Origin of the sequence: Mycolicibacterium sp. TUM20985 (assembly GCF_030295745.1) — a bacterium.
GTDB lineage: Bacteria > Actinomycetota > Actinomycetes > Mycobacteriales > Mycobacteriaceae > Mycobacterium.
Genome location: NZ_AP027291.1, coordinates 745,276 through 766,556, shown reverse-complemented (window position 1 = coordinate 766,556; position 21,281 = coordinate 745,276). Strand labels below are relative to the sequence as shown.

Genomic DNA, 21,281 nt, shown 5'->3' with positions numbered 1-21,281 from the left:
GGGTACCCTCGGCGACGAGCAGAACAGATGAGGACGGCAGCGATGCGGATCGGCTACAGCCCCGAGCAAGAGGATTTGCGCCGCGAGTTGCGCTCGTACTTCACCAAGCTGATGACCCCCGAACGAGCCGAGGCGCTGGGCGCGGGCGACGGTGGCGAGATGGGCCGCGGCAGCGTGTACCGCGACACCGTCGCGCAGATGGGCAAGGACGGCTGGCTGACGCTGTCCTGGCCCAAGGAGTTCGGTGGGCAGGCGCGCAGCCCGATGGACGGGCTGATCTTCAACGACGAGGCCTCCATCGCCAACGTGCCGGTGCCGTTCCTGACGATCAACAGCGTGGCGCCGACGATCATGGCGTTCGGCACCGAGGAGCAGAAGAAGTTCTTCCTCCCCAAGATCGCCGCCGGTGAGTTGCACTTCTCGATCGGCTACTCCGAACCCGGCGCTGGCACCGATCTCGCCGCGCTGCGCACCACCGCGGTGCGCGACGGCGACGACTACGTCGTCAACGGGCAGAAGATGTGGACCAGCCTGATCGCCTACGCGGACTACGTGTGGCTGGCCGTCCGCACCAACCCCGAGGCGAAGAAGCACCGCGGCATCTCGATGCTCATCATGCCGACGACCGCCGAGGGCTTCTCCTGGACGCCCGTGCACACCATGGCCGGCGTCGACACGAGCGCGACCTACTACCAGGACGTCCGCATCCCGACCAGCAACCTGGTCGGCGAAGAGAACGCCGGCTGGAAACTGGTGACCAACCAGCTCAACCACGAGCGGGTCGCACTGGTGTCCGCGCAGCCGATCTTCGCCGCCCTCGGCGCGGTGCGGGAGTGGGCCCAGAACACCAAGGACGTCCACGGCAAGCGCCTGATCGACTCGGAGTGGGTGCAGCTCAACCTCGCTCGGGTTCACGCCAAGGGCGAGGTGCTCAAGCTCATCAACTGGGAACTCGCCTCCGCGACCGACGCTTCGCCGTCACCCGCCGACGCCTCGGCGGCCAAGGTGTACGGCACCGAGATGGCCACGGAGGCCTACCGCTTGCTGATGGAGGTGCTCGGCACCGCCGCCACCCTGCGGGCAGACTCCCCTGGCGCGCTGCTGCGCGGCCGCATCGAACGGATGCACCGGTCGTGTCTCATCCTCACCTTCGGTGGCGGTACCAACGAGATCCAGCGCGACATCATCGGCATGGTCGCCCTGGGGCTACCCAGGGTCAACCGCTAGCCCGCGAGCCCTCGAACAGACTAAGGACGAACATGGACTTCACCACCACCGAGGCCGCGAATGACCTTGGCGGCCTCGCTCGCTCGATCGTCGACTCGGTGTGCACACCCGACCGCCAACGCGAGCTGGACAAGCTCGACGAGCGCTTCGACCGCGACCTCTGGTCCAAGTTGATCGGTGCCGACATCCTCTCCACGACAGCGCCGGAATCGTTGGGCGGCGGCGGCTTCGGGGTGCTGGAGGAGACCGCCGTGCTCGTCGCACTCGGCCGTCAGATCGCGGCGGTGCCCTACCTCGAGTCCGTCGTACTCGCCGCGGGTGCACTGGCAAGGTTCGGATCCGAATCCTTGCAACGCGATTGGGCAGTGCCCGCGGTAGAGGGTGCGAAGATCCTGACCATTGCGCTCGACGGCGAGATGGGACAGGGACCGGTGCAGGCCCAGGCCACCGGTGAGGGCTTCCGGCTCACCGGCTCCAGGGCGCTGGTCGGGTACGGTCCCGTCGCCGACGCGTTCCTGGTGCCCGCCGAGACGGATTCGGGCACCCGGGTCTTCCTCGTCGCGGCGGGCGACTCCGGCGCCTCCGTCAGCTCACTCGACACCACCGGGCACGGCAGTGTCGGCCACCTGGAACTGTCGAGCGTCGACGTCGCTGCCGATCGCGTCGTCGGCAGCGAAGAGGTCCTGACCTGGCTCGTCACTCGGAATGCACTCGGCCGCAGCGCCTTTCAGCTCGGCGTACTCGAGCGGGCGCTGGAGCTGACCGCGGAGTACGCCAGGGAACGTCACCAGTTCGACCGTCCCATCGGCAGCTTCCAGGCCGTGGGCCAGCGACTCGCCGACGGGTACATCGACGTCAAGGGCCTCCGGCTGACGCTCACCCAGGCGGCTTGGCTCCTGTCGGAGGATCTGCCCGCCGAACTCGAGGTGGGGACGGCGGCGTTCTGGGCAGCCGAAGCGGGCCACCGGGTCGCCCACACCACGGTGCACGTCCACGGCGGGGTGGGCATCGACACCGACCACCCCGTACACCGTTACTTCCTCGCCGCCAAGCAGACCGAGTTCGCCGTCGGCGGCGCCACCGGACAGCTGTTACGCATCGGCCGTGAGCTGGCCGAGACACCAGCCTGAGCTCAAGGGTGACCGAAGAAGACCATCCCACCGTCACGGAGCTGCTCGCGCCGCTGGTCGAGGTCACCGATCGAGGTGTGCACGAGGGTGATTCCTTCGTCTGCTGGCGTGATCACCTGCGGGCCGGCGCGGAGGTGGCCGCGGCCCTCACCGCGCGCCTCGACCCGGCCAAGCCACCGCACGTCGGGCTGATGCTGGGCAACACCACCTTCTTCTCGTCGGTGCTGGTGGCAGCCGGTCTCAGCGGACTGGTGACCGTCGGCCTCAATCCGACGCGACGGGGTGAGGCGTTCGCCCGCGACGTGACGCGCGCCGACTGCCAGCTGGTGCTGACCGATGACGTGGCCGCCGTCGCCGACGGTCTCCCCGACGGCATCCCGTGCCTCGACGTCGAATCACCGCAATGGGCAGCCGAATTGGCGAGTTTCAGCGGTACGCCGGTGACGTTCGCCGACACCCACCCCGACGACCTGTTCATGCTGATCTTCACGTCCGGCACCAGCGGGGAGCCCAAGGCGGTGCGTGTCACCCATGACAAGGTGGCGTTCCCGGGTGCCATGCTGTCGACACGGTTCGGGCTCGGCCGCGATGACACGTTCTACCTATCCATGCCCCTGTTCCACTCCAACGCCATCATGGCGGGTTGGGCGGTCGCAGCTGCGGCCCGCGGCTCGATTGCCTTGCGGCGCAAGTTCTCCGCGTCGCAATTCATTCCCGACATCCGCCGCTATGGGGCGACCTACGCCAACTACGTCGGCAAGCCACTTTCCTACGTCCTGGCCACCCCACCCCGTGACGACGATGCCGACAACCCGCTGCGGTTCATGTACGGCAACGAGGGCGCGCCCCGTGATCTACCGCTGTTCGCCGAGAGGTTCGGCGCCTACGTGGTCGACGGATTCGGTTCGACCGAGGGGGGCGTCGCGATCGCTCGGACCCCGGACACTCCCGACGGCTCACTCGGACCCCTGACCGACGAGATCGCGATCCTCGACGTGGAGACCGGCGAGCCATGCCCAGCCGGAAAGGTGGGCGAGTTGGTCAATCCGACGGGCCGGGGCTGGTTCCGCGGGTACTACCGCGACGAGGGCGCCGAGCAGGAGCGGATGCACGGCGGGGTCTATCACAGCGGCGATCTCGCGTACTGCGACGACGCGGGCTACGTCTACTTCGCCGGCCGGCTCGGCGACTGGATGCGCGTCGACGGCGAGAATCTGGGCACTGCCCCGATCGAACGAATTTTGTCGCGGCACGATGACGTTCTGGAAGCCGCCGTCTACGCCATCCCCGATCCGCACGTCGGAGACCGGGTGATGGCTGCGCTGGTGTTGATCCCCGGCGCGACGTTCGACGCCGACGAGTTCGCCGACTTCCTCACCCGCCAAGCCGATCTGGGGCCCAAGCAGTGGCCGAGGTTCGTGCGGGTCTGCACCGCGCTGCCGCGCACCGAGACGTTCAAGGTCCTCAAGCGACTGTTGTCGGCGGAGGCCCTGGACTGCCGCGACCCGGTGCACCCCATCGTTCGATAGCGTCTGGCCGGCAGCGCCACCTCGTCGTGCGGGCCCTCCTCGACTGGTATCGCCAGGCCCAACAGCCGTTCATCCAAGGCGCGGTAGGCCGCTACCCGCGGCGCGTCGTGAACGAAGCGGACACGACGGACACGCGGAAGCCGTTGACGAACGGGTTCATTCGACGGCGAAACCGTCCCGACGCTGAAATAGCCATGCGAGCAAACACCAGCAGTCGATGACACCTCGACCCGACGAACCACAAGACTTACTTAGATCAAAGTCGAGTAGAAATACTCACCCTGTACAAGGCACGTTTTGAGCTACGATTCTCCGCGGATTGGACAGCCTTCTCGCTTGCCAGCAGTCTCCACGAGTGAAGCATCCGAATACGAGGAGTCAACACATGAGAGCATCGGCCCTCACCGGTGTGGCTGCGGCCGCCACCGCGCTTGCCGTCGTCCTGTCCGGCTGCGGCTCGGATACGACCACCGCGACGTCCAGCAGTTCGAGCACGAGCAAGTCGTCGTCGACCGAATCGACGACCTCCAAGAAGCCGAAGGTGTCCGAGACCACCGAGCAGGCGGCAGGTCCGAATCCGACGATTGCGGACTACATCAAGGAGAACGACATTCAGGAGATCGGGGTCAAGATGGGTGATCCCGCCGCGCCTGCGGTCAACCTCCCCGTCCCGGACGGCTGGCAACCGCTGAGCCCCGAAGAGGCGCCCGAGTACGCCTACGGCGCCATCATCTACACCGGCCCGGAATTCGAAGCCGACCCGCCGAACATCGTCGCGTTGATGTCCAAGCTGACCGGGAATGTCGACCCGCAGCAGATCATCGACCTCGCGCCGGGCGAGCTGAACAACCTCCCCGACTACAAGCCCGGCAACGAGGGTGAGACGAGCACTCTGGGCGACTACCCGGCGTACGTGCTCGGTGGCACGTACACCCGGGACGGCGCAACGCGTTTCATTGCGCAGAAGACCGTGGTGATTCCCGCCGCCGACGGGTTGTACGTACTGCAGCTGAACGTCGACGGACCGGAGGCCGCGGGTGACGTGCTCGCCGCCGCGACCGAGAAGATCGACAGCGACACCACCATCGGCTGATCGGGCCGAATGGCCAACGCCGCCATGGTGCTTCGAGCACCGTGGCGGCGTTCGGCGTCTCAGCCCCGGATGTCGTCGAGGCGGCGGGTGGCGTCCTCGAAGCCCGATACGAGCTCGGCCATGATGTCTGCGACGGGCCGGATCTCGTTCATCCGCCCGACGATCTGCCCGACGGGCATCGCCACGGTCGTCGGATCCGCCGACTCGCTCATCCGTTGGTGCGCTTCACTGACGAGGATGTTCTGTAACGGCATCGGCAGTGGCTCGGGGGCGCCGTCGGCGTCCCAGGCGTCGGTCCAGCGACTCTTGAGTAGTCGCGCCGGTTTGCCGGTGTAGATGCGCCGCCGGACGGTGTCACTCGACGTGGCGGCCAGCATCGCCTCCTGGATCACCGAACGTCCGGACGGCAGGCGTTCGCCGAGGTCGTATTCGGCGGCGGTGAGGAAGGCCGAGCCCATCCATACCCCCTGGGCGCCGAGGGCGAGCGCCGCTGCGACCTGGCGGCCCGAGCCGATGCCACCTGCGGCCAACACGGCCGCCTTGCCGTCGAGTGCGTCGACGACTTCGGGTACCAGCACCATCGAGGCGATCTCGCCCGTGTGGCCGCCCGCCTCGTGTCCCTGCGCGATGACGATGTCGACGCCGATGTCGAGATGCCGCTGGGCGTGCTTTGCGCTACCCGCCAGGGCGGCCACCGGGACGCCCGCGGCATGCACCTGCTCGATGACGTCCTTGGGCGGGGTTCCCAGCGCATTGGCGATCAGCTTGATCGGATGCTTGAGCGCAACCTCGACGTGTGACCGGGCAACTGAATGCAGCCATCCCAGAACGCCTTCCGAGCGCTCCTCGTCATCGGCCAGCGGTGGGACACCCAGATCGGCGAGCGTCTTGTCGACGAAGTCGCGCATGTCCTGCGGGATCAGCTTGTTGATGTCGACGCTGCTGCCCTCGGTGGGCACCTTCGCCGGCATGACGATGTCCACACCGTAGGGCTTGCCGTCGGTGTTGGCGTCCATCCATTGCAGGACGGCTTCGAGATCATCGGCGTGGTTGAATCGCACGCAGCCGAGCACTCCGAGCCCACCTGCACGGGTGACCGCCGCCGCCACCTTCTCCGACGGCGTGAACACGAAGATCGGATACTCGATACCGAAACGCTCGCAGAGTTCGGTCTTGATCATGCTTGAACCCCAACGTGTTTGGCGTGGACCTCATCGGCCGGTCCGGCCTCGGTGACTTCCTTGGCCCAGCGGTAGTCGGGCTTGCCCGCCGGGGAGCGCTTCACCTCCGCGACGTACCAGAGACTGCGCGGCACCTTGTAGCCGGCGATCTCGCTGCGGACGAACGCGTCGAGCTCCGCCAGCGTCGGCCTGGTGCCCTCGCGGGGATGGACGACGGCGGCGACGTGCTGACCGAAACGCGGATCGGGGACACCGACCACCAGTGCGTCGAACACGTCGGGGTGTCCCTTGAGGGCGGCCTCCACCTCTTCTGGGTAGATCTTCTCGCCACCGCTGTTGATGGAGACCGAGCCGCGGCCGAGCATGGTGACGCTGCCGTCCTCCTCGACCTGGGCGTAGTCGCCCGGAATCGCATAGCGCACACCGTTGATGGTCTGGAAGGTCTCGGCCGTCTTCTGCTCGTCCTTGAAGTAGCCGACGGGGATGTGTCCGCGTTTGGCGATGATGCCGCGCACGCCGGAGCCGGGCACCACCGGGTTGCCGTCTTCGTCGAGCACGACCGTGTTCTTGTCGATGGTCACCCGGGGACCACCGGTGTGCGACTGCCCCTTTGCCACGATGCTGGTGCCACCGAAACCCGTCTCCGAGGAACCGATCGAATCGGTGATGATCCGGTCGGGCAGCAGCTCGAGGAACTTCTCCTTGATGCTGGTGGAGAACAGCGCGGCGGTGCTGGCGAGCAGGAAGAGAGAGCTCAGGTCGTACTCGGTCCCCTTCTCCTGGTGAGCGAGCAGCGCGTCGAGCAGCGGCCGGGCCATCGCGTCACCGGTGAAGAACAAAAGGTTCACCTTGTGCTCGTGGATCATCCGCCACACCGCGTCGGCATCGAACTCCGGTGCCAGCACGACGGTTTGACCGGAGAACAGCGACATCCACGTGGCCGACTGCGTGGCGCCGTGGATCATCGGCGGGATGGGCAGCCGGATCATCGGCGGATTCGCCGCGGCGGCCTTCGACAGGTCGTACTCGTCGGCGATGGGCTCACCGGTGGCAAAATCGGTGCCGCCGAACAACACTCGGTAGATGTCCTCGTGGCGCCACATCACGCCCTTGGGGAATCCCGTGGTGCCGCCGGTGTAGAGCAGGTAGATGTCGTCGGCGCTGCGGGGGCCGAAGTCGCGTTCGGGCGACCCCTGCTCCACGGCCGCGTAGAACTCGACGCCGCCGTACCGCTGGTAGTCCAGATCGCTTCCATCGTCAACCACCAGGACGGTCTTCACATTCGGCGTGTCGGGCAGCACGTTGGCGACGCGGTCGGCGTACTGACGCTCGTGCACCAAGGCGACCATGTCGGAGTTGTCGAACAGGTAGCGCAGTTCGCCTTCGACATAGCGGAAGTTGACGTTGACCAGGATGGCGCCCGCCTTGACGACGCCGAGCATCGCGATCACGATCTCGATGCGGTTGCGGCAGTAAAGGCCTACCTTGTCGTCCTTCTGCACACCCTGGTCGAGGAGGTAGTGGGCGAGGCGGTTCGCCTTGTCCTCCAACTCGGCGTAGGTGAGCTGCTGGTCGTCGCAGATCAGGGCGACACGGTCAGGCACGGCATCGATGGCGTGCTCGGCAAGATCGGCGATATTCAGGGCCACGGAACCTAAACTAGAACGTGTTACATTTTGAGACAAGTCCATGGCGCGAAGCTGGAAGGCGGATATCGGTGAGCGATCCAGAAAAGGGGCCCGACGCCCTCATTGAGCAGCGCGGACACACCCTGATCCTGACGCTGAACCGGCCGGAGGCGCGCAACGCGCTTTCGACCGAGATGCTCTCGATAATGGTCGACGCCTGGGACCGCGTCGACTCCGATCCAGAGATTCGTTCGTGCATCCTGACGGGTGCGGGCGGCTACTTCTGTGCCGGGATGGACCTGAAGGCGGCCACCAAGGCTCCCCCTGGCGATTCCTTCAAGAGCGGTGGCTACGACCCGACGCGCATCGACGGGCTGCTCAAGGGCCGGCGGCTGACCAAGCCACTGATCGCCGCCGTCGAGGGTCCCGCGATCGCGGGTGGCACCGAGATCCTGCAGGGCACCGACATCCGCATCGCGGGCGAGAGCGCGAAGTTCGGCATCTCCGAGGCCAAGTGGAGCCTGTACCCGATGGGCGGATCCGCGGTGCGCCTGGTGCGCCAGATCCCGTACACGATCGCCTGCGATCTGCTGCTCACCGGACGCCACATCACCGCCGCCGAAGCGCTCGAGTACGGGCTGATCGGCTACGTCGTGCCCGATGGCTCCGCGCTCGACAAGGCGCTGGAGATCGCCGAGGTGATCAACAACAACGGCCCCCTGGCGGTGCAGGCGATCCTGAAGTCGATCCACGACACCGAGGGCATGCACGAGCTCGAGGCGTTCAAGATCGATACGAAGATCGGCATCGGGGTGTTCCTGAGCGATGACGCCAAGGAGGGCCCGCTGGCGTTCAAGGAGAAGCGGGCGCCCAAGTTCCAGATGAAGTAAGGGTCGTCACCGCTCCACTTCCCGCCGTTGTGAATCGTCTGCGAACTTCCGGCCGTTTTGTCGCACGGAGTTCACGACCGACGAGATGTCGGTGGCCCTCGGCACACTCCCGACATGGGCACGCCATTCATCGGTCGTGAAGCGTTGAACGCGGGCCACCTCACGCCGTATGGCCTGCGCAGCCGATACACGATTCTCTTTCCAGGGGTGTACGTCGATATCGGGACGCCGATCACGGCTCGCGTGAAGGCCGAGGCGGCGTACCTGTGGTCGAGGCGGCGCGGCATCGTGGCTGGCCGCGCGGCCGCCGCCATACACGGATCGAAGTGGATGAGCGCCGACGCGCCCGCAGAATTGCTCTACGACAACCGCCACCGACCCACCGGTATTCGCACCTGGGCGGACCGCATCGATGACGACGAGATCGAGATCGTCGACGGAATGCGTGTGACCACGCCGACGCGCACAGCGCTGGACATCGCTTGCCGCTACCCTCTCGACCGCGCCGTCCCCGTGATCGACGCACTGGCGAGAGCCACCCAGGCGAAACTCGCCGACGTCGAGCTACTGGCCGTCAGGTACCGGGGCCGCAATGGAATACGCAGAGCGCGGACGACTCTCGACCTCGTCGATCCCGGAGCCGAGTCGCCACGCGAGACGTGGTTGCGCCTGCTGATCGTTCGCGCCGGATTGCCGCGACCGCAGACCCAAATTCCGGTCTACGACGAATACGGCCAACTCATCGCGCGGGTTGACTTGGGCTGGGAGGAGCTGAAGATCGCGGTCGAGTACGACGGCGACCACCATTGGACGGACCGACGCCAGATGACCCGCGACATCCGCCGGACCGAGCAGCTCAGCGAGCTCGGGTGGATCGTCATCCGGGTGACTGCGGAGGACACACCCGGCACCATCCTGCGTCGCATCGAGTTGGCACGCGCCCGCCGCGCGTGAATCCTGTGCGATTTTCACCCGTCTTCTTCGCAGAGGATTCACATCGGCGGGGCGCGGGGCTAGACGAGGACGCGCGCCGTCGGGGTGAACACCACCGGCATGGACTCGGGCCCGCTGACGAAGTTCGCGGGCCGCAACGGCAAGACCGCGTCGTCGGCCAGTCGCAGATCGGGCAGGCGTTCCAGCACCCGCTTCGTCATCATCGACAGCTCGAGACGCGCCAGCTGGTTGCCGAGACAGAAATGCGCACCGAAGCCAAACGCCATGTGCGAGTTGGGCTTCCGATCAATGCGGAAGTTATCCGGGTCACCGAAGACCGACTCGTCGAAGTTGGCCGACTCGAACATCAGCATGATCTTCTCGTCCGCGCGCATCTCCGTGCCGTGGAACGTCGTGTCGGCGGTCAACGTCCGGCACATGTTCTTCACCGGTGACGTCCAGCGCAGCATCTCCTCGATCGCCCCGGGCAGCAGCGAATCAGGATCCGCGACCAGCGCCTCCCACTGCTCGCGGTGGCGCAACAGCTGCTCGGTTCCCCCGGACAGCGTGTGGCGGGTGGTCTCGTCACCGCCGATGAGGATCAAAAGCGTCTCCATGATGATCTCGTCGTCGGCCATCCGTTGGCCCTCGACTTCGGCGTTGACCAGGATGGAGAACAGATCCTCGGTGGGCTCGGCGCGGCGCTTCCCAATGATCTCGGTCGTGAACGCCGTGTAGCCGGCGAACGCCTCCATCATGGCCTGGGCCGACGTCTCGTCGATGTGCGAGCTGAGCCCGGTGACCAGATCGTCGGACCACTTCAGCAGCAGCTCACGGTCTTCGGGCAGTACGCCGAGCATGTCGCCGATGACCGCCATGGGCAGCGGTGCGGCGATGTCGCGGACGAAGTCGCATTCGCCGCGCTCGCAGACGGAGTCGATCAACGTGTCGCACAGCGTGGCGATCGACGGCACCTTGTCCATTACGCGCTTGCGGGTGAATCCGGAGTTGACGAGCTTGCGCCGCAGGACGTGTGCCGGATCGTCCATGTCGATCATGTACGGCATGCCCGGCGTCTCCGGCCGGATGCCGCCGGTGTTGGAGAACAGCTCGGGATTGCGCTCCGCATCGAGCACCGCCTGATAACTGGCTGCGGCGGCCAATCCGTTGCGATCCCGGAAGACCGGCTGGTTGGCCCGCATCCAGCGGTACGCGTCCCGCGCGTGGCCGTCGGCGTAGAAGGTGCCGTCGGTGAAGTCGACGTCGGGTTTGATGTCAGGCAGTACCGATGTCATCGAATCTCCTTGGCCTCGCCGAACGTCATCTCGACGTTCTCGGCGGAACTCGAAACCATTGCGCGCTTCGGGAAGCCTAGAGACGCCAGCTCGCGTGCGTAGGGGTGTTGGCCAAGACGGACTCGCGCCCCGCCAGGTCGATAGCGGACTCCGGTCGTCCTCATCTCCCCGGCGGTTTCCCGGGTGACCCCGTCGAGGTAGGAGTAGGTGGGGTGCACCTGCGTCTTCGAGGTGAGCGCCGACGGCACCGGCAGCCCAGGCTTGAAGTCCATGCCGACGACGAACTCGCCGTCGATGCTCACGTCGAAGGAGAACGTGTGACCGTCGCGGATCGTGAAGTCCGCCAACACCTTCGGGTAACCCCAGATGGCCCGGCCCGCCTCCATCGTGAACGCACCGTCGACGGGAAGGTGGTGGATCAGGGCACCAGCGGACTGCAACGCCTTCATGCCGTCCTTCTTCGGGAGGCGTGCGGCCCCCGGGGGATTGACCATGATGTTCGTGCCGTACTCGTAGTACGGGCCGAGGTCACCGTCGACGTAGTGCATCAGCATCAGCACGACGACCGCCTTGCCCGACCGATAGCGGCAGACCTTCAGCCCGCTATCGGCGATCAAGGCCTGGGCAGCATCGGCGTCCACGGAGAACATCGCCATGTGCTGGGTCGCTGAACGAATCTTCACCGGCATGGTGAGCAAGGTGCCTGCGATGAGGTGTTGCCCTGGGGCTATGGCGTCGGTCACCCGCCAAATCTAGAACGCGTTCTAGACAACTGCAAGAAAGTGTCTACTGCTCGGGCCCTAGACGAGTGCGGCGAGATCGCGAATCTGCTCGGGAGAACGTGCGCCGACGACCATCATGGTGACGCCGGCCGCCTCCCAGAGCTTGATCTGCTCACTGACGTAGTCGAGGTCGCCGACGATGGCCGAGTCGTCGACCAGCTCGTCGGGGATCACCTTGGCGGCTTCGTCCTTTCGATTGCTACGGAACAGGGCCGTCACGTCGTCGACCACCTCCGAGTAACCCATGCGGCGGTAGACGTCGGCGTGGAAGTTGGTGTCCTCGGCGCCCATTCCGCCCATGTAGAGCGCAAGGTGCGGCTTCATCAGCTCCATGACGCCGGCCCGGTCGTCGGTGACCACCACCTGTGCCGTCGCACAGATCTCGAAGGTTTCACGGGTTCGCCGAGCACCGGGTCGGGCGAACCCCTCGTCGAGCCATTCGTTGTACATGCCGGCGATGCGCGGCGAGTAGAAGATGGGCAGCCACCCGTCGCAGATCTCCGCGGCCAGCGCCACGTTCTTCGGCCCCTCGGCGCCCAGCATGATCGGAATGTCCGCCCGCAGCGGATGGGTGATCGGCTTGAGCGGCTTGCCGAGGCCGGTGCTGCCCGCACCGCTCAGCGGCAGCGGGTAGTGCGGCCCCGCGCTGGTCACGGGCGCCTCACGGGCCCACACCTGCCGCAGGATGTCGACGTACTCGCGGGTCCGGGCCAGCGGTTTGGGGAACTTTTGCCCGTACCAGCCCTCCACCACCTGCGGTCCCGATACGCCGAGGCCCAGGATGTGCCGACCACCGGACAGGTGGTCCAGTGTGAGCGCCGCCATCGCACATGCCGTCGGCGTACGCGCGGACAGCTGAATGACCGACGTGCCGAGCCGCATCCGCGTGGTCTCCCGACCCCACCACGCCAGCGGGGTGTATGCGTCCGAACCCCACGCCTCGGCCGTGAAGACCGTGTCGAAGTTCGCCTCCTCGGCGACGGTAACGAGTTCCGCGTGATTGGTCGGCGCCTGCGCGCCCCAATAACCGAGCTGGAGTCCTAGCTTCATGTTGTCTACCGGCCCTTCCTTGCCACGATTACTAGAACCTGTTCTACTCGACGCCGTGACCACCAGCCAAAGCAGCCCGGTGCAGATTGACGACCACGAGCCGCCGCTATCAGCTCCGCTGAAGCTGTCATTCGACTACACCCGTTCAGTTGGACACGTCCTCGGCGAGTTCTTCACTGCGCTTCGCGGACGGCACGTCATCGGCGTGCGCGGGTCGGACGGTCGGGTGCACGTTCCGCCCGCCGAATACGACCCGGTGACCTACGCACCGCTGTCGGAGACAGTACCGGTGGCCAGCGTCGGAACCGTGCTGTCGTGGACGTGGCAGCCCGAGCCCCTCGACGGCCAGCCGCTGGAGCGGCCGTTCGCCTGGGCGCTGATCAAGCTGGACGGTGCCGACACTGCGCTGCTGCATGCGGTGGATACCGGCGCCGCGGGCGCCGCAGGTATCCAAACCGGCGCGAGGGTGCACGTGCACTGGGCCGACGAAACCGTCGGCGCGATCACCGACATCGCCTACTTCGCGCTCGGTGATTCAGAAGAGCCCGTGACGGACGCCGTAGACGACCGCGACCCGGTGACCATGCTCGTCGTCCCGACGTCGCTGGAGATCCAGCACACCGCGTCACTTCCGGAGAGCACGTTCCTGCGCGCCCTCGAGGAGGGCAAGCTGGTCGGTGCCAGGAGCGGTCCGGACGGGAAGGTGTACTTCCCTGCGCGAGAGGCGGATCCGGCCACCGGACAGCAACTCACCGAGTTCGTCGAGTTGCCCGACAAGGGCACGGTGACGACGTTCGCGATCATCAACATCCCGTTCGCCGGTCAGCGGATCAAGCCGCCGTACGTGGCGGCCTACGTGCTGCTCGATGGTGCCGACATCCCGTTCCTGCACCTGGTCACGGAGATCGACGCGGCCGACGTGCGGATGGGCTTGCGGGTGGAGGCGGTGTGGAAACCCCGCGAAGAGTGGGGCCTCGGCATCGACAACATCGACTACTTCCGGCCGACGGGTGAGCCCGACGCCGACTACGACACCTACAAGCACCACCAGTAAGGGACCTCAAGTGACTTTTCGTGACGTAGCCGTCGTGGGCTTCGCACATGCTCCGCATGTCCGCCGCACCGAGGGCACCACCAACGGCGTCGAGATGCTCATGCCGTTGTTCGCCGAGTTGTACGCCGACCTTGGCATCAAGCAGACCGACATCGGCTTCTGGTGCTCTGGATCCTCGGATTACCTTGCTGGACGGGCTTTCTCGTTCCTATCCGCGATCGACTCGATCGGCGCGGTCCCGCCGATCAACGAGTCGCACGTGGAGATGGACGCCGCCTGGGCGCTGTACGAGGCATACATCAAGATCCTCACCGGGTCGGTCGATACCGCACTGGTCTATGGCTTCGGCAAGTCGTCGGCCGGGGTGCTGCGCCGGGTGCTGGCGCTGCAGACCGACCCGTACACGGTCGCTCCGCTGATGCCGGACGCCGTGTCGACGGCGGGCCTGCAGGCCCGGTTCGGCCTGGACTCCGGCAAGTGGACGGCCGAGCAGATGGCTCAGGTCGCACTGGAGTCCCTGGCTGCCTCGCCCCGCAACGACCGGTTCGAGCCTGGAACGACCGTCGAAGACCTGTTGGATCAGCCCTTCTTCGCAGATCCGTTGCGCCGCCATGACATCGCGCCGATCACCGACGGCGCCTCGGCGATCGTGCTGGCCGCCGGTGACAAGGCCCGCGAGTTGCGTGAGCACCCCGCCTGGATCACGGGCTTCGAACACCGCATCGAGACTCCGGTCCTCGGCGCGCGCGATCTCACCACGTCGCCATCGACGGCGGCCTCGGCGGCCGCTGCGACCGGCGGTGACGTCGCCTCCATCGAGATCGCCGAACTCTACGCCCCGTTCACCCATCAGCAGCTGATCCTCAAAGAGGCCATCGGCCTCGGTGCTTCGACGAAGATCAACCCGTCGGGTGGGGCGCTGGCCGCCAACCCGATGTTCTCCACCGGCCTCGAGCGCATCGGCTTCGCGGCCCGGCACGTCTTCGACGGCTCCGCCTCTCGGGTGCTGGCTCACGCTACGAGCGGGGCTGCGCTGCAACAGAATCTGGTCGCCGTCATGGAGGGCAAATAACATGGCTGGACAACTCGCGGCCGTGCTCGGCACGGGACAGACCAAGTACGTCGCCAAGCGCAAGGACGTCTCGATGAACGGCCTGGTGCGCGAGGCCATCGACAGGGCGCTCGAGGACTCCGGCAGCACGTTCGCCGACATCGACGCCGTCGTGGTCGGCAAGGCACCCGACTTCTTCGAGGGCGTCATGATGCCCGAACTGTTCATGGCCGACGCGGTCGGCGCGACCGGCAAGCCGCTGATCCGGGTGCACACCGCGGGCTCGGTCGGCGGATCCACCGCGATCGTCGCCGCCAGCCTGGTGCAGTCCGGCAAGTACCAGCGCGTGCTGACCATGGCCTGGGAGAAGCAGTCCGAGTCGAACGCCATGTGGGCGTTGAGCATTCCGGTGCCGTTCACCAAGCCGGTCGGTGCCGGTGCCGGCGGCTACTTCGCGCCACACGTGCGGTCCTACATCCGGCGCTCGGGCGCACCGACGCACATCGGCGCGATGGTTGCGGTCAAGGATCGCCTCAACGGTGCCAAGAACCCGCTGGCTCATCTGCATCAGCCCGACATCACGCTGGAGAAGGTGATGGCCTCCCAGATGTTGTGGGATCCCATCCGGTTCGACGAGACGTGCCCGTCGTCCGACGGTGCCTGCGCGTTGGTGATCGGCAACGAGGAGACGGCCGACGCCCGCGTCGCAGACGGTCATCCGGTGGCCTGGATCCACGCCACCGCGCTGCGCACCGAACCCCTCGCCTACTCCGGACGTGATCAGGTCAACCCGCAGGCTGGCCGGGATGCGTCGGCGGCGCTGTGGCGGGATGCCGGCATCACCAGCCCGATCGACGAGATCGACGTCGCCGAGGTGTACGTGCCGTTCTCCTGGTTCGAACCCATGTGGCTGGAGAACCTCGGCTTCGCCGCCGAAGGCGAGGGCTGGAAGCTCACCGAAGCCGGCGAGACCGCGATCGGCGGACGGATCCCGTTCAACCCCTCCGGCGGCGTGCTGTCGAGCAATCCGATCGGGGCGTCGGGCATGATCCGCTTCGCCGAGTCGGCCATCCAGGTGATGGGCAAGGCCGGCGAGCACCAGGTCGAGGGTGCCCGCAAGGCCTTGGGCCACGCGTATGGCGGCGGGTCGCAGTACTACTCGATGTGGGTGGTGTCGGCGGACAAGCCGAGTGCGTGAGGCTACGAAGGATTCGGGCAGTTCAGATCCAGGGTGGCGACGTTGAACTTGCTGGGGTCGCGCAGCACGCCGTTGTCTTCGGTGCCGCGCAGACCGTTCACGCCGAGCACGACGCACTGTGACAGCGCGACACTGGTGCTCTGGTTGACGCGGACGACGTAGCCCTCCGACTCGAGTGCGCGGACTGCGGCGTCCGCCGGTCCTCCGGTCAACGGCACGGCCACCGCGGTGGCGGCGAGGCCGACGCTCCCTGCGGCGAGCACGCCCAACACGACGGTGATGGTGGCGGATTTCTTCATGGCTTCTCCTTGGCTGAGGTGGCGATCGAAGCGATGCTTCGGTGGTGCTCAGCCTGCTCGAGCGCGCGACGCGAAGCTTGGAGACAGCGTGGAGACCGCGTGGAGATCGAACTCAGGTCGACGTCGCGCCTTTGCGAGCCGGGCGCGCCAGCGCGTACCTTGAACTCTTGCTTCGTACCCTGATCGCGTCATTGGCGACCCTCCTGCTCGTGGCCGGCTGTACGCCCGCCGAGGACGGCGCCGCGCAGACCTCGCCACCAACGCTGCCGACCATCCCCTACGCACCGTCGACCGGCACGTCGACGGCCCCGGCGACCCCGCAGCCCATCGACTACCAACCCCTGCTGATCACCGCAGCGGACCTCACCGACGACGAGGACACGTTCACCCTGCAGTCGAAGAAGCCACAACCCGATGGCAGCCCCGGAGCGAGCGCGTTCTTCGTCAACGACGCGGACAACCGGGCCATCAGCGACACGGTGGTGGTGTATCCGGACGATGCCACCGCCACGGCCACCTTGAAGCAGGCCGCGGCCACTCTTCCCACCCTGGTGTCGGGTGGAACGCTTACCCCGTTGGCCGTGGGTACCGACGGCGTGACGATCTCGGGCACCTACCCGGACCAGGACAAAGCGGTCACGCTGGTCTTCTTCACCGAGGGCCCGGCGCTGGTCCGGCTGGAGTTCCAGAGCGCACCGGGTGACGCCACCACGGCTCAGTTCGTCACCACCGTGGCCAAGATGCAGCAGATCGCCCTGCGCGTGGGGCTCGCCGAGCCTCGCTAGTCGTCGGCGATCGGCGCGAGACCGTTCACGTACCGCCGAGCGAGGTCCTGGTAGGCGCCGGGGTTCGCGTTCACCCACATCTCCGCACCCGTGCCGGCGATGGGTCCCCGCACCTTGGCGGGCGCCCCCGTGACGAACACCTCGTCGGGAATCTTCGTACCGCCGGTGACCAGCGAGTGAGCCGCCACCAGGCTCCGTCGCCCGATGACCGCGCCGTCGAGCACCGTGGCGTGGTTCGCGATGACCGCCTCCGGACCGACGTGCACCCCGTGGATCACGCAACCGTGCGCAACCGTTGCTCCCGGACCGATGTCCACGGGGATGCCCGGTGGAGCATGCAACACACAGCAGTCCTGCACGTTTGCCCCCTCGCGGACGATGATGGGAGCGAAGTCGGCGCGCAGCACGGCGTTGAACCAGACCGACGCACCCGCCTTGACGTGCACGTCTCCCACCAGCGTGGCAGTCGGAGCGACGAAGGCGGTGGGATCGACGACGGGCGATCGTCCCTCGAAGGCGTACAGCGGCATCGTCTAGATATACCGCAGCGAATTGGGGTTACGTTGCGCGCCAGCCGGGAAAAACTGTAACGTGTTCTAGTTAGAGAGTAACGAAACGGGAGGCCCACCGTGAGTACCGACACCGCAGACGTTCGCGAGATCGACACCGGAGCGCTGCCCGACCGCTATGCGCGGGGCTGGCATTGCTTGGGGCCGGTCGCCAACTTCGCCGACGGCGAGCCCCATTCGGTGGAGATCTTCGGCACCAAGCTGGTGGTCTTCGCCGATTCGAAGGGCGAGCTCAACATCCTCGACGGCTACTGCCGGCACATGGGTGGTGACCTGTCGCAGGGCACGGTCAAGGGCGACGAAGTCGCCTGCCCGTTCCACGACTGGCGCTGGGGCGGCGACGGCAAGTGCAAGCTAGTGCCGTACGCCAAGCGCACGCCGCGGCTGGCGCGCACCAGGGCGTGGACCACCGACGTGCGCAGCGGACTGCTCTACGTCTGGCACGACCACGAGGGCAACCCGCCTCCACCCGACCTTCGCATCCCGGAACTCCCCGAGTTCGGCAGCGACGAGTGGACGGAATGGCGCTGGAACTCGATGCTCATCGAGGGCTCCAACTGCCGCGAGATCATCGACAACGTGACCGACATGGCGCACTTCTTCTACATCCACTTCGGGCTGCCCACGTACTTCAAGAACGTCTTCGAAGGTCACATCGCGTCGCAGTACCTGCACAACGTCGGCAGGCCCGACGTGAACGACCTCGGCACGGCCTACGGTGAGGCGCACCTCGACTCGGAGGCGTCGTACTTCGGCCCGTCGTTCATGATCAACTGGCTGCACAACAACTATGGCGGCTTCAAGGCCGAGTCGATCCTGATCAACTGCCACTACCCGGTGACCCAGGATTCGTTCGTGCTGCAGTGGGGCGTCATGGTCGAGAAGCCAAAGGGCATGGACGAGAAGATGACCGAGAAGCTGTCAACGGCGTTCACCGACGGCGTCAGCAAGGGCTTCCTTCAGGACGTCGAGATCTGGAAGCACAAGACCCGCATCGACAATCCGCTGCTGGTCGAGGAGGACGGTGCCGTCTACCAGATGCGCCGCTGGTACCAGCAGTTCTACGTCGACGTCGCGGACGTCACGCCGGACATGACCGATCGGTTCGAGATCGAGGTGGACACCACGGCCGCCAACGAGAAGTGGCATGTCGAGGTCGAGGAGAACCTGCGCAAGCGGGCCGAGGAGCAGCCGGCGACATGACCCAAGCGCCAGACGCCGACCGACTGGCGCGCCCGATGCTGGCCCTGCTCGGTCACGACGACGAAGAACATCCCGCTGGACACCAAGATGCACACGGAACATGGTCCAAGGCACCGGATTTCGCTTCCGACCCGGAACGAGCGGCAGCCGTCAAGGCGGCCTCCGCACGCGACCGCGAACGCTATCTGACCGCGGGTCTCGTGCCCGTCGACTGCCGGTTCTGCCACGTCACGGTCGCGGTCAAGAAGCTCGGCGCCGGACACACTGCCGTGCAGTGGTCCTCGGCGGCCACCGAGCGTTGCGCAACGTTCGCCGAAGTGCGGGCCAACGGCGGCGACAGTAGCCGGAGCAGGTCGTGCCCCAAGCTCACCGACAGCATCAGGCACGCGGTCGCGGAGGGGTGCCTCGAAGAGGAATCGACGGCACCATCCCCCGGCGACGGCTGATCGCTTCCTACAGACCGGCGAAGCGCTCCCTGACCTGTTCGTCGGTCAACCCGTAATCGGACAGCGAGTAGGTGTGCTTGGGCGCCCTCGGCCCCTTCTGACTCTCCGCATGCATCGCGGTCATGGATTCCCGTGCGGCGTCGGTGAATTCGATGCCGAACTTCTCGTAGATCTCCCCGACGACGGCCATCGGGTCGTTGATCAGCTTGAAGTAGTCCAGGTCGTAGAACTGCGCCGGGTCGTGCTTCGCGCGTTCGGCGGTGAACAACTCCAGTCCGCGCGACCAGGTTTCCAGCGAATCCCGTCCGATCACGTCGCCGGTGAATACGTTCGACCACCCCTCGGTGGTGTGCTGTGCCAGTGAGCACATCGACGCCATGATGGTCTCGGCGGGCCGGTGACACTGCACCACCAGCGCGTCGGGATAGGTGGCGAACAGCGCGTCTAGGGCGAACAGATGGCTGGGGTTCTTCAGCACCCACCTCTTTTCGACATCGTTGAGCCCGATCAGCTGAAGGTTCTTGCGGTGCCGCTGGTAGGACTTCGTCCAATCCTGTCGAGACAGCCACTGCGAGTAGGTCGGAACGTGCGCCAACGTCTCGTAGGACACCGAGTGCAGCGACTGGCGCAGCAGCTGCCAGCATTCCTCGACCTCGTCGGCGGTCATGTAGTGCAGGCCGGTGTAGTCGGGGTTCTCCTCGTGGGCCTTGCTGAACTGGGCGTCGATCCGTTGGAATACCGGGTTCTGCGACCAGCTTTCGCGCGGCGGGCGCGGCTGTGGGAACTCCGCCAGCCAGAGTTCCAGACCCTGGTGGCGAGGATCGGCGGTGAGCAGCCGATGGATGGCGGTTGTACCCGTGCGTGGCAGACCCGTCACGAAGATCGGCCGTTCCACCGTCACGTCGGCGTGCTGCGGGTACTGCGTGAACGCGGCCTCCGACACCAGCCGGGCCACCAGGGCGTTGCGGACGAAGAACCGCTGCATCTTGCTGCCGAACTCGGTCAGGTCGGCGTCGCGCTCAAACGACTCCAGCAGCACGCCGAGCGCCTCGCGGTAGTTGTCGTCATCGACGCCGAAGTCATTCAGGCCACAGGCCTTTACGGCAGACGCATGGAGGTCGTCGACGGTGCCGACATTGGTACGTGTGCTCATGCTAAGCCTTGTACTCCCCGCAGTTCACGTCCAGCGCCTGGCCGGTGATTCCGTTCGAGAGATCGCTCGCCATGAACAGGATGGCCGAGGCCACCTCGTCCTCGGTGGGCAGGCGCTTGAGGTCGCTGTTGATCGCCGCCGCCTTGTAGATGTCGTCGACGCTGGTGCCGTATTTGCTCGCCTGGTGTTCGAAGTAACCCTGCAGCGTGCCACCCCAGATATAGCCGGGCAGAATGGAATTGACGCGAATTCCCTGTTCACCGAGTTCGGTGGCCAGCGACTGGGACATCGCCAGTAGAGCCGACTTCGCCATCTTGTAGGCACCGTACTTGGCCTGCGAGTGACGCACCACCATCGAGTTCACGTTGACGATCGACCCGCCGGCCTCGGCAAGCGCGGGCGTGAAACCCTGGATCATCCGCAGCGCCCCGAATACCGTCAGCTCGATCGCATCGCGCATGTGCTCGAAGGTGGTGTCAGCCAGCGGGCGCATCGACGGCACCCGGAAGGCGTTGTTGATCAATACGTCGACCTTGCCGTACGCCTTGAGCGACTCCTCGACCAGGTGGCTCACCTGCGCCTCATCGGTGATGTCGGTTCCGACGGACACCGCGCGGCGGCCCAAGCCGGTGATCTGCTTCGCCACGTCGTCCAGACGTTCGACGGTGCGCGCCGCGAGGACCAGATCGGCCCCGGCCTCGGCACATCGTCGCGCCAGGGTCGTACCCAGCGCCGGACCGACGCCACTGATCACGACCACCTTGTTCTCGAGTAGTCCAGCCATG

At 66.2% G+C, this 21,281-nt stretch carries 21 protein-coding genes; 12 read left to right on the top strand and 9 right to left on the bottom strand.

The window, feature by feature from the left end; all coding sequences use genetic code 11:
- The first annotated feature begins 42 nt into the window (after positions 1 to 42).
- From QUE68_RS03660 to lpqN, 4 genes are all read left to right on the top strand, one after another.
- On the top strand, positions 43 to 1,227 hold the full coding sequence (locus QUE68_RS03660; RefSeq protein WP_284230650.1) for an acyl-CoA dehydrogenase: 1,185 nt from the start codon (positions 43 to 45) through the stop codon (positions 1,225 to 1,227).
- Positions 1,228 to 1,259: 32 nt separating this feature from the next.
- On the top strand, positions 1,260 to 2,357 hold the full coding sequence (locus QUE68_RS03655) for an acyl-CoA dehydrogenase family protein (RefSeq protein WP_284224609.1): 1,098 nt from the start codon (positions 1,260 to 1,262) through the stop codon (positions 2,355 to 2,357).
- Positions 2,358 to 2,365: 8 nt separating this feature from the next.
- On the top strand, positions 2,366 to 3,886 hold the full coding sequence (fadD17, locus tag QUE68_RS03650) for a long-chain-fatty-acid--CoA ligase FadD17 (protein WP_284224608.1): 1,521 nt from the start codon (positions 2,366 to 2,368) through the stop codon (positions 3,884 to 3,886).
- 385 nt (positions 3,887 to 4,271) lie between these two features.
- On the top strand, positions 4,272 to 4,979 hold the full coding sequence (gene lpqN / locus QUE68_RS03645) for an envelope biogenesis lipoprotein LpqN (protein ID WP_284224607.1): 708 nt from the start codon (positions 4,272 to 4,274) through the stop codon (positions 4,977 to 4,979).
- Positions 4,980 to 5,038: 59 nt separating this feature from the next.
- Here the strand turns inward: lpqN and QUE68_RS03640 are convergent, their stop codons facing one another.
- Entirely contained in the window at positions 5,039 to 6,157 is a 1,119-nt protein-coding gene (locus tag QUE68_RS03640) for an NAD(P)H-dependent flavin oxidoreductase (protein ID WP_284230647.1), read from the bottom strand.
- Entirely contained in the window at positions 6,157 to 7,851 is a 1,695-nt protein-coding gene (locus QUE68_RS03635) for an acyl-CoA synthetase (RefSeq protein ID WP_284232608.1), read from the bottom strand. Before QUE68_RS03635 ends, QUE68_RS03640 begins: the two co-directional genes overlap by 1 nt.
- Positions 7,852 to 7,877: 26 nt before the next feature.
- On the opposite strand from QUE68_RS03635, the gene QUE68_RS03630 reads away from it, so the two are divergent.
- Both QUE68_RS03630 and QUE68_RS03625 read left to right on the top strand, forming a co-directional pair.
- Entirely contained in the window at positions 7,878 to 8,678 is an 801-nt protein-coding gene (locus QUE68_RS03630; RefSeq protein ID WP_284224605.1) for a crotonase/enoyl-CoA hydratase family protein, read from the top strand.
- Positions 8,679 to 8,792: 114 nt separating this feature from the next.
- Complete coding sequence (locus QUE68_RS03625) at positions 8,793 to 9,632, top strand: DUF559 domain-containing protein (protein ID WP_284232606.1); 840 nt, start codon at positions 8,793 to 8,795, stop codon at positions 9,630 to 9,632.
- Positions 9,633 to 9,691: 59 nt separating this feature from the next.
- Here the strand turns inward: QUE68_RS03625 and QUE68_RS03620 are convergent, their stop codons facing one another.
- The 3 genes from QUE68_RS03620 to QUE68_RS03610 all read right to left on the bottom strand — a co-directional run bounded on the left by QUE68_RS03620 (position 9,692) and on the right by QUE68_RS03610 (position 12,738).
- Positions 9,692 to 10,906 (bottom strand): cytochrome P450, encoded by a 1,215-nt coding sequence (locus QUE68_RS03620; protein WP_284232604.1) that lies wholly within the window; start codon positions 10,904 to 10,906, stop codon positions 9,692 to 9,694.
- Positions 10,903 to 11,595 (bottom strand): acetoacetate decarboxylase family protein, encoded by a 693-nt coding sequence (locus QUE68_RS03615; protein WP_286275735.1) that lies wholly within the window; start codon positions 11,593 to 11,595, stop codon positions 10,903 to 10,905. The genes QUE68_RS03620 and QUE68_RS03615 overlap by 4 nt, the downstream gene beginning before the upstream one ends.
- 111 nt (positions 11,596 to 11,706) lie before the next feature.
- The gene (locus QUE68_RS03610) at positions 11,707 to 12,738 is read right to left on the bottom strand and encodes an LLM class F420-dependent oxidoreductase (protein ID WP_284224602.1); all 1,032 of its coding nucleotides are present in this window, start codon (positions 12,736 to 12,738) and stop codon (positions 11,707 to 11,709) included.
- Positions 12,739 to 12,793: 55 nt separating this feature from the next.
- Between QUE68_RS03610 and QUE68_RS03605 the strand changes: the two genes are divergently transcribed.
- The 3 genes from QUE68_RS03605 to QUE68_RS03595 are packed head-to-tail and all read left to right on the top strand — an operon-like array spanning position 12,794 to position 16,041.
- Complete coding sequence (locus QUE68_RS03605; RefSeq protein ID WP_284224601.1) at positions 12,794 to 13,792, top strand: Zn-ribbon domain-containing OB-fold protein; 999 nt, start codon at positions 12,794 to 12,796, stop codon at positions 13,790 to 13,792.
- 10 nt (positions 13,793 to 13,802) lie between these two features.
- Positions 13,803 to 14,864 (top strand): thiolase domain-containing protein, encoded by a 1,062-nt coding sequence (locus QUE68_RS03600; RefSeq protein WP_284224600.1) that lies wholly within the window; start codon positions 13,803 to 13,805, stop codon positions 14,862 to 14,864.
- A 1-nt stretch (position 14,865) separates the two neighbouring features.
- Positions 14,866 to 16,041: a thiolase domain-containing protein gene (locus QUE68_RS03595; RefSeq protein ID WP_284224599.1), complete on the top strand. Its 1,176-nt coding sequence runs from the start codon at positions 14,866 to 14,868 to the stop codon at positions 16,039 to 16,041.
- Between the two features lie 2 nt (positions 16,042 to 16,043).
- Here the strand turns inward: QUE68_RS03595 and QUE68_RS03590 are convergent, their stop codons facing one another.
- Positions 16,044 to 16,340: a hypothetical protein gene (locus QUE68_RS03590; protein WP_284224598.1), complete on the bottom strand. Its 297-nt coding sequence runs from the start codon at positions 16,338 to 16,340 to the stop codon at positions 16,044 to 16,046.
- A gap of 167 nt (positions 16,341 to 16,507) precedes the next feature.
- Here QUE68_RS03590 and QUE68_RS03585 point away from each other — a divergent pair, with 167 nt between their 5' ends.
- The gene (locus QUE68_RS03585; protein WP_284224597.1) at positions 16,508 to 17,125 is read left to right on the top strand and encodes a hypothetical protein; all 618 of its coding nucleotides are present in this window, start codon (positions 16,508 to 16,510) and stop codon (positions 17,123 to 17,125) included.
- Here the strand turns inward: QUE68_RS03585 and QUE68_RS03580 are convergent.
- On the bottom strand, positions 17,122 to 17,655 hold the full coding sequence (locus QUE68_RS03580) for a gamma carbonic anhydrase family protein (protein WP_284224596.1): 534 nt from the start codon (positions 17,653 to 17,655) through the stop codon (positions 17,122 to 17,124). The two genes, QUE68_RS03585 and QUE68_RS03580, sit on opposite strands and share 4 nt — an antisense overlap.
- Before the next feature lie 99 nt (positions 17,656 to 17,754).
- Between QUE68_RS03580 and QUE68_RS03575 the strand changes: the two genes are divergently transcribed.
- Entirely contained in the window at positions 17,755 to 18,897 is a 1,143-nt protein-coding gene (locus QUE68_RS03575) for a Rieske 2Fe-2S domain-containing protein (protein WP_284224595.1), read from the top strand.
- On the top strand, positions 18,894 to 19,343 hold the full coding sequence (locus tag QUE68_RS03570) for a hypothetical protein (RefSeq protein ID WP_286275158.1): 450 nt from the start codon (positions 18,894 to 18,896) through the stop codon (positions 19,341 to 19,343). Before QUE68_RS03575 ends, QUE68_RS03570 begins: the two co-directional genes overlap by 4 nt.
- Before the next feature lie 7 nt (positions 19,344 to 19,350).
- Here the strand turns inward: QUE68_RS03570 and QUE68_RS03565 are convergent, their stop codons facing one another.
- Both QUE68_RS03565 and QUE68_RS03560 read right to left on the bottom strand, forming a co-directional pair.
- Positions 19,351 to 20,496, bottom strand: coding sequence for a sulfotransferase family protein (locus QUE68_RS03565; RefSeq protein WP_284224592.1), 1,146 nt, complete (start codon positions 20,494 to 20,496; stop codon positions 19,351 to 19,353).
- 1 nt (position 20,497) lies between these two features.
- On the bottom strand, positions 20,498 to 21,280 hold the full coding sequence (locus QUE68_RS03560; protein WP_284224591.1) for an SDR family oxidoreductase: 783 nt from the start codon (positions 21,278 to 21,280) through the stop codon (positions 20,498 to 20,500).
- Position 21,281 lies beyond the last annotated feature (1 nt).

Excerpts from the sequence above, each read along its gene's own strand:
- QUE68_RS03595 (WP_284224599.1), top strand. The coding sequence starts at position 14,866 with ATGGCTGGACAACTCGCGGCCGTGCTCGGCACGGGACAGACCAAGTAC.
- QUE68_RS03660 (WP_284230650.1), top strand. The coding sequence starts at position 43 with ATGCGGATCGGCTACAGCCCCGAGCAAGAGGATTTGCGCCGCGAGTTG.
- lpqN (WP_284224607.1), top strand. The coding sequence starts at position 4,272 with ATGAGAGCATCGGCCCTCACCGGTGTGGCTGCGGCCGCCACCGCGCTT.
- QUE68_RS03610 (WP_284224602.1), bottom strand. The coding sequence starts at position 12,738 with ATGAAGCTAGGACTCCAGCTCGGTTATTGGGGCGCGCAGGCGCCGACC.
- QUE68_RS03590 (WP_284224598.1), bottom strand. The coding sequence starts at position 16,340 with ATGAAGAAATCCGCCACCATCACCGTCGTGTTGGGCGTGCTCGCCGCA.
- QUE68_RS03560 (WP_284224591.1), bottom strand. The coding sequence starts at position 21,280 with ATGGCTGGACTACTCGAGAACAAGGTGGTCGTGATCAGTGGCGTCGGT.
- QUE68_RS03570 (WP_286275158.1), top strand. The coding sequence starts at position 18,894 with ATGACCCAAGCGCCAGACGCCGACCGACTGGCGCGCCCGATGCTGGCC.
- QUE68_RS03565 (WP_284224592.1), bottom strand. The coding sequence starts at position 20,496 with ATGAGCACACGTACCAATGTCGGCACCGTCGACGACCTCCATGCGTCT.
- QUE68_RS03620 (WP_284232604.1), bottom strand. The coding sequence starts at position 10,906 with ATGACATCGGTACTGCCTGACATCAAACCCGACGTCGACTTCACCGAC.
- QUE68_RS03580 (WP_284224596.1), bottom strand. The coding sequence starts at position 17,655 with ATGCCGCTGTACGCCTTCGAGGGACGATCGCCCGTCGTCGATCCCACC.
- QUE68_RS03635 (WP_284232608.1), bottom strand. The coding sequence starts at position 7,851 with ATGGACTTGTCTCAAAATGTAACACGTTCTAGTTTAGGTTCCGTGGCC.
- QUE68_RS03625 (WP_284232606.1), top strand. The coding sequence starts at position 8,793 with ATGGGCACGCCATTCATCGGTCGTGAAGCGTTGAACGCGGGCCACCTC.
- QUE68_RS03615 (WP_286275735.1), bottom strand. The coding sequence starts at position 11,595 with ATGCCGGTGAAGATTCGTTCAGCGACCCAGCACATGGCGATGTTCTCC.
- QUE68_RS03655 (WP_284224609.1), top strand. The coding sequence starts at position 1,260 with ATGGACTTCACCACCACCGAGGCCGCGAATGACCTTGGCGGCCTCGCT.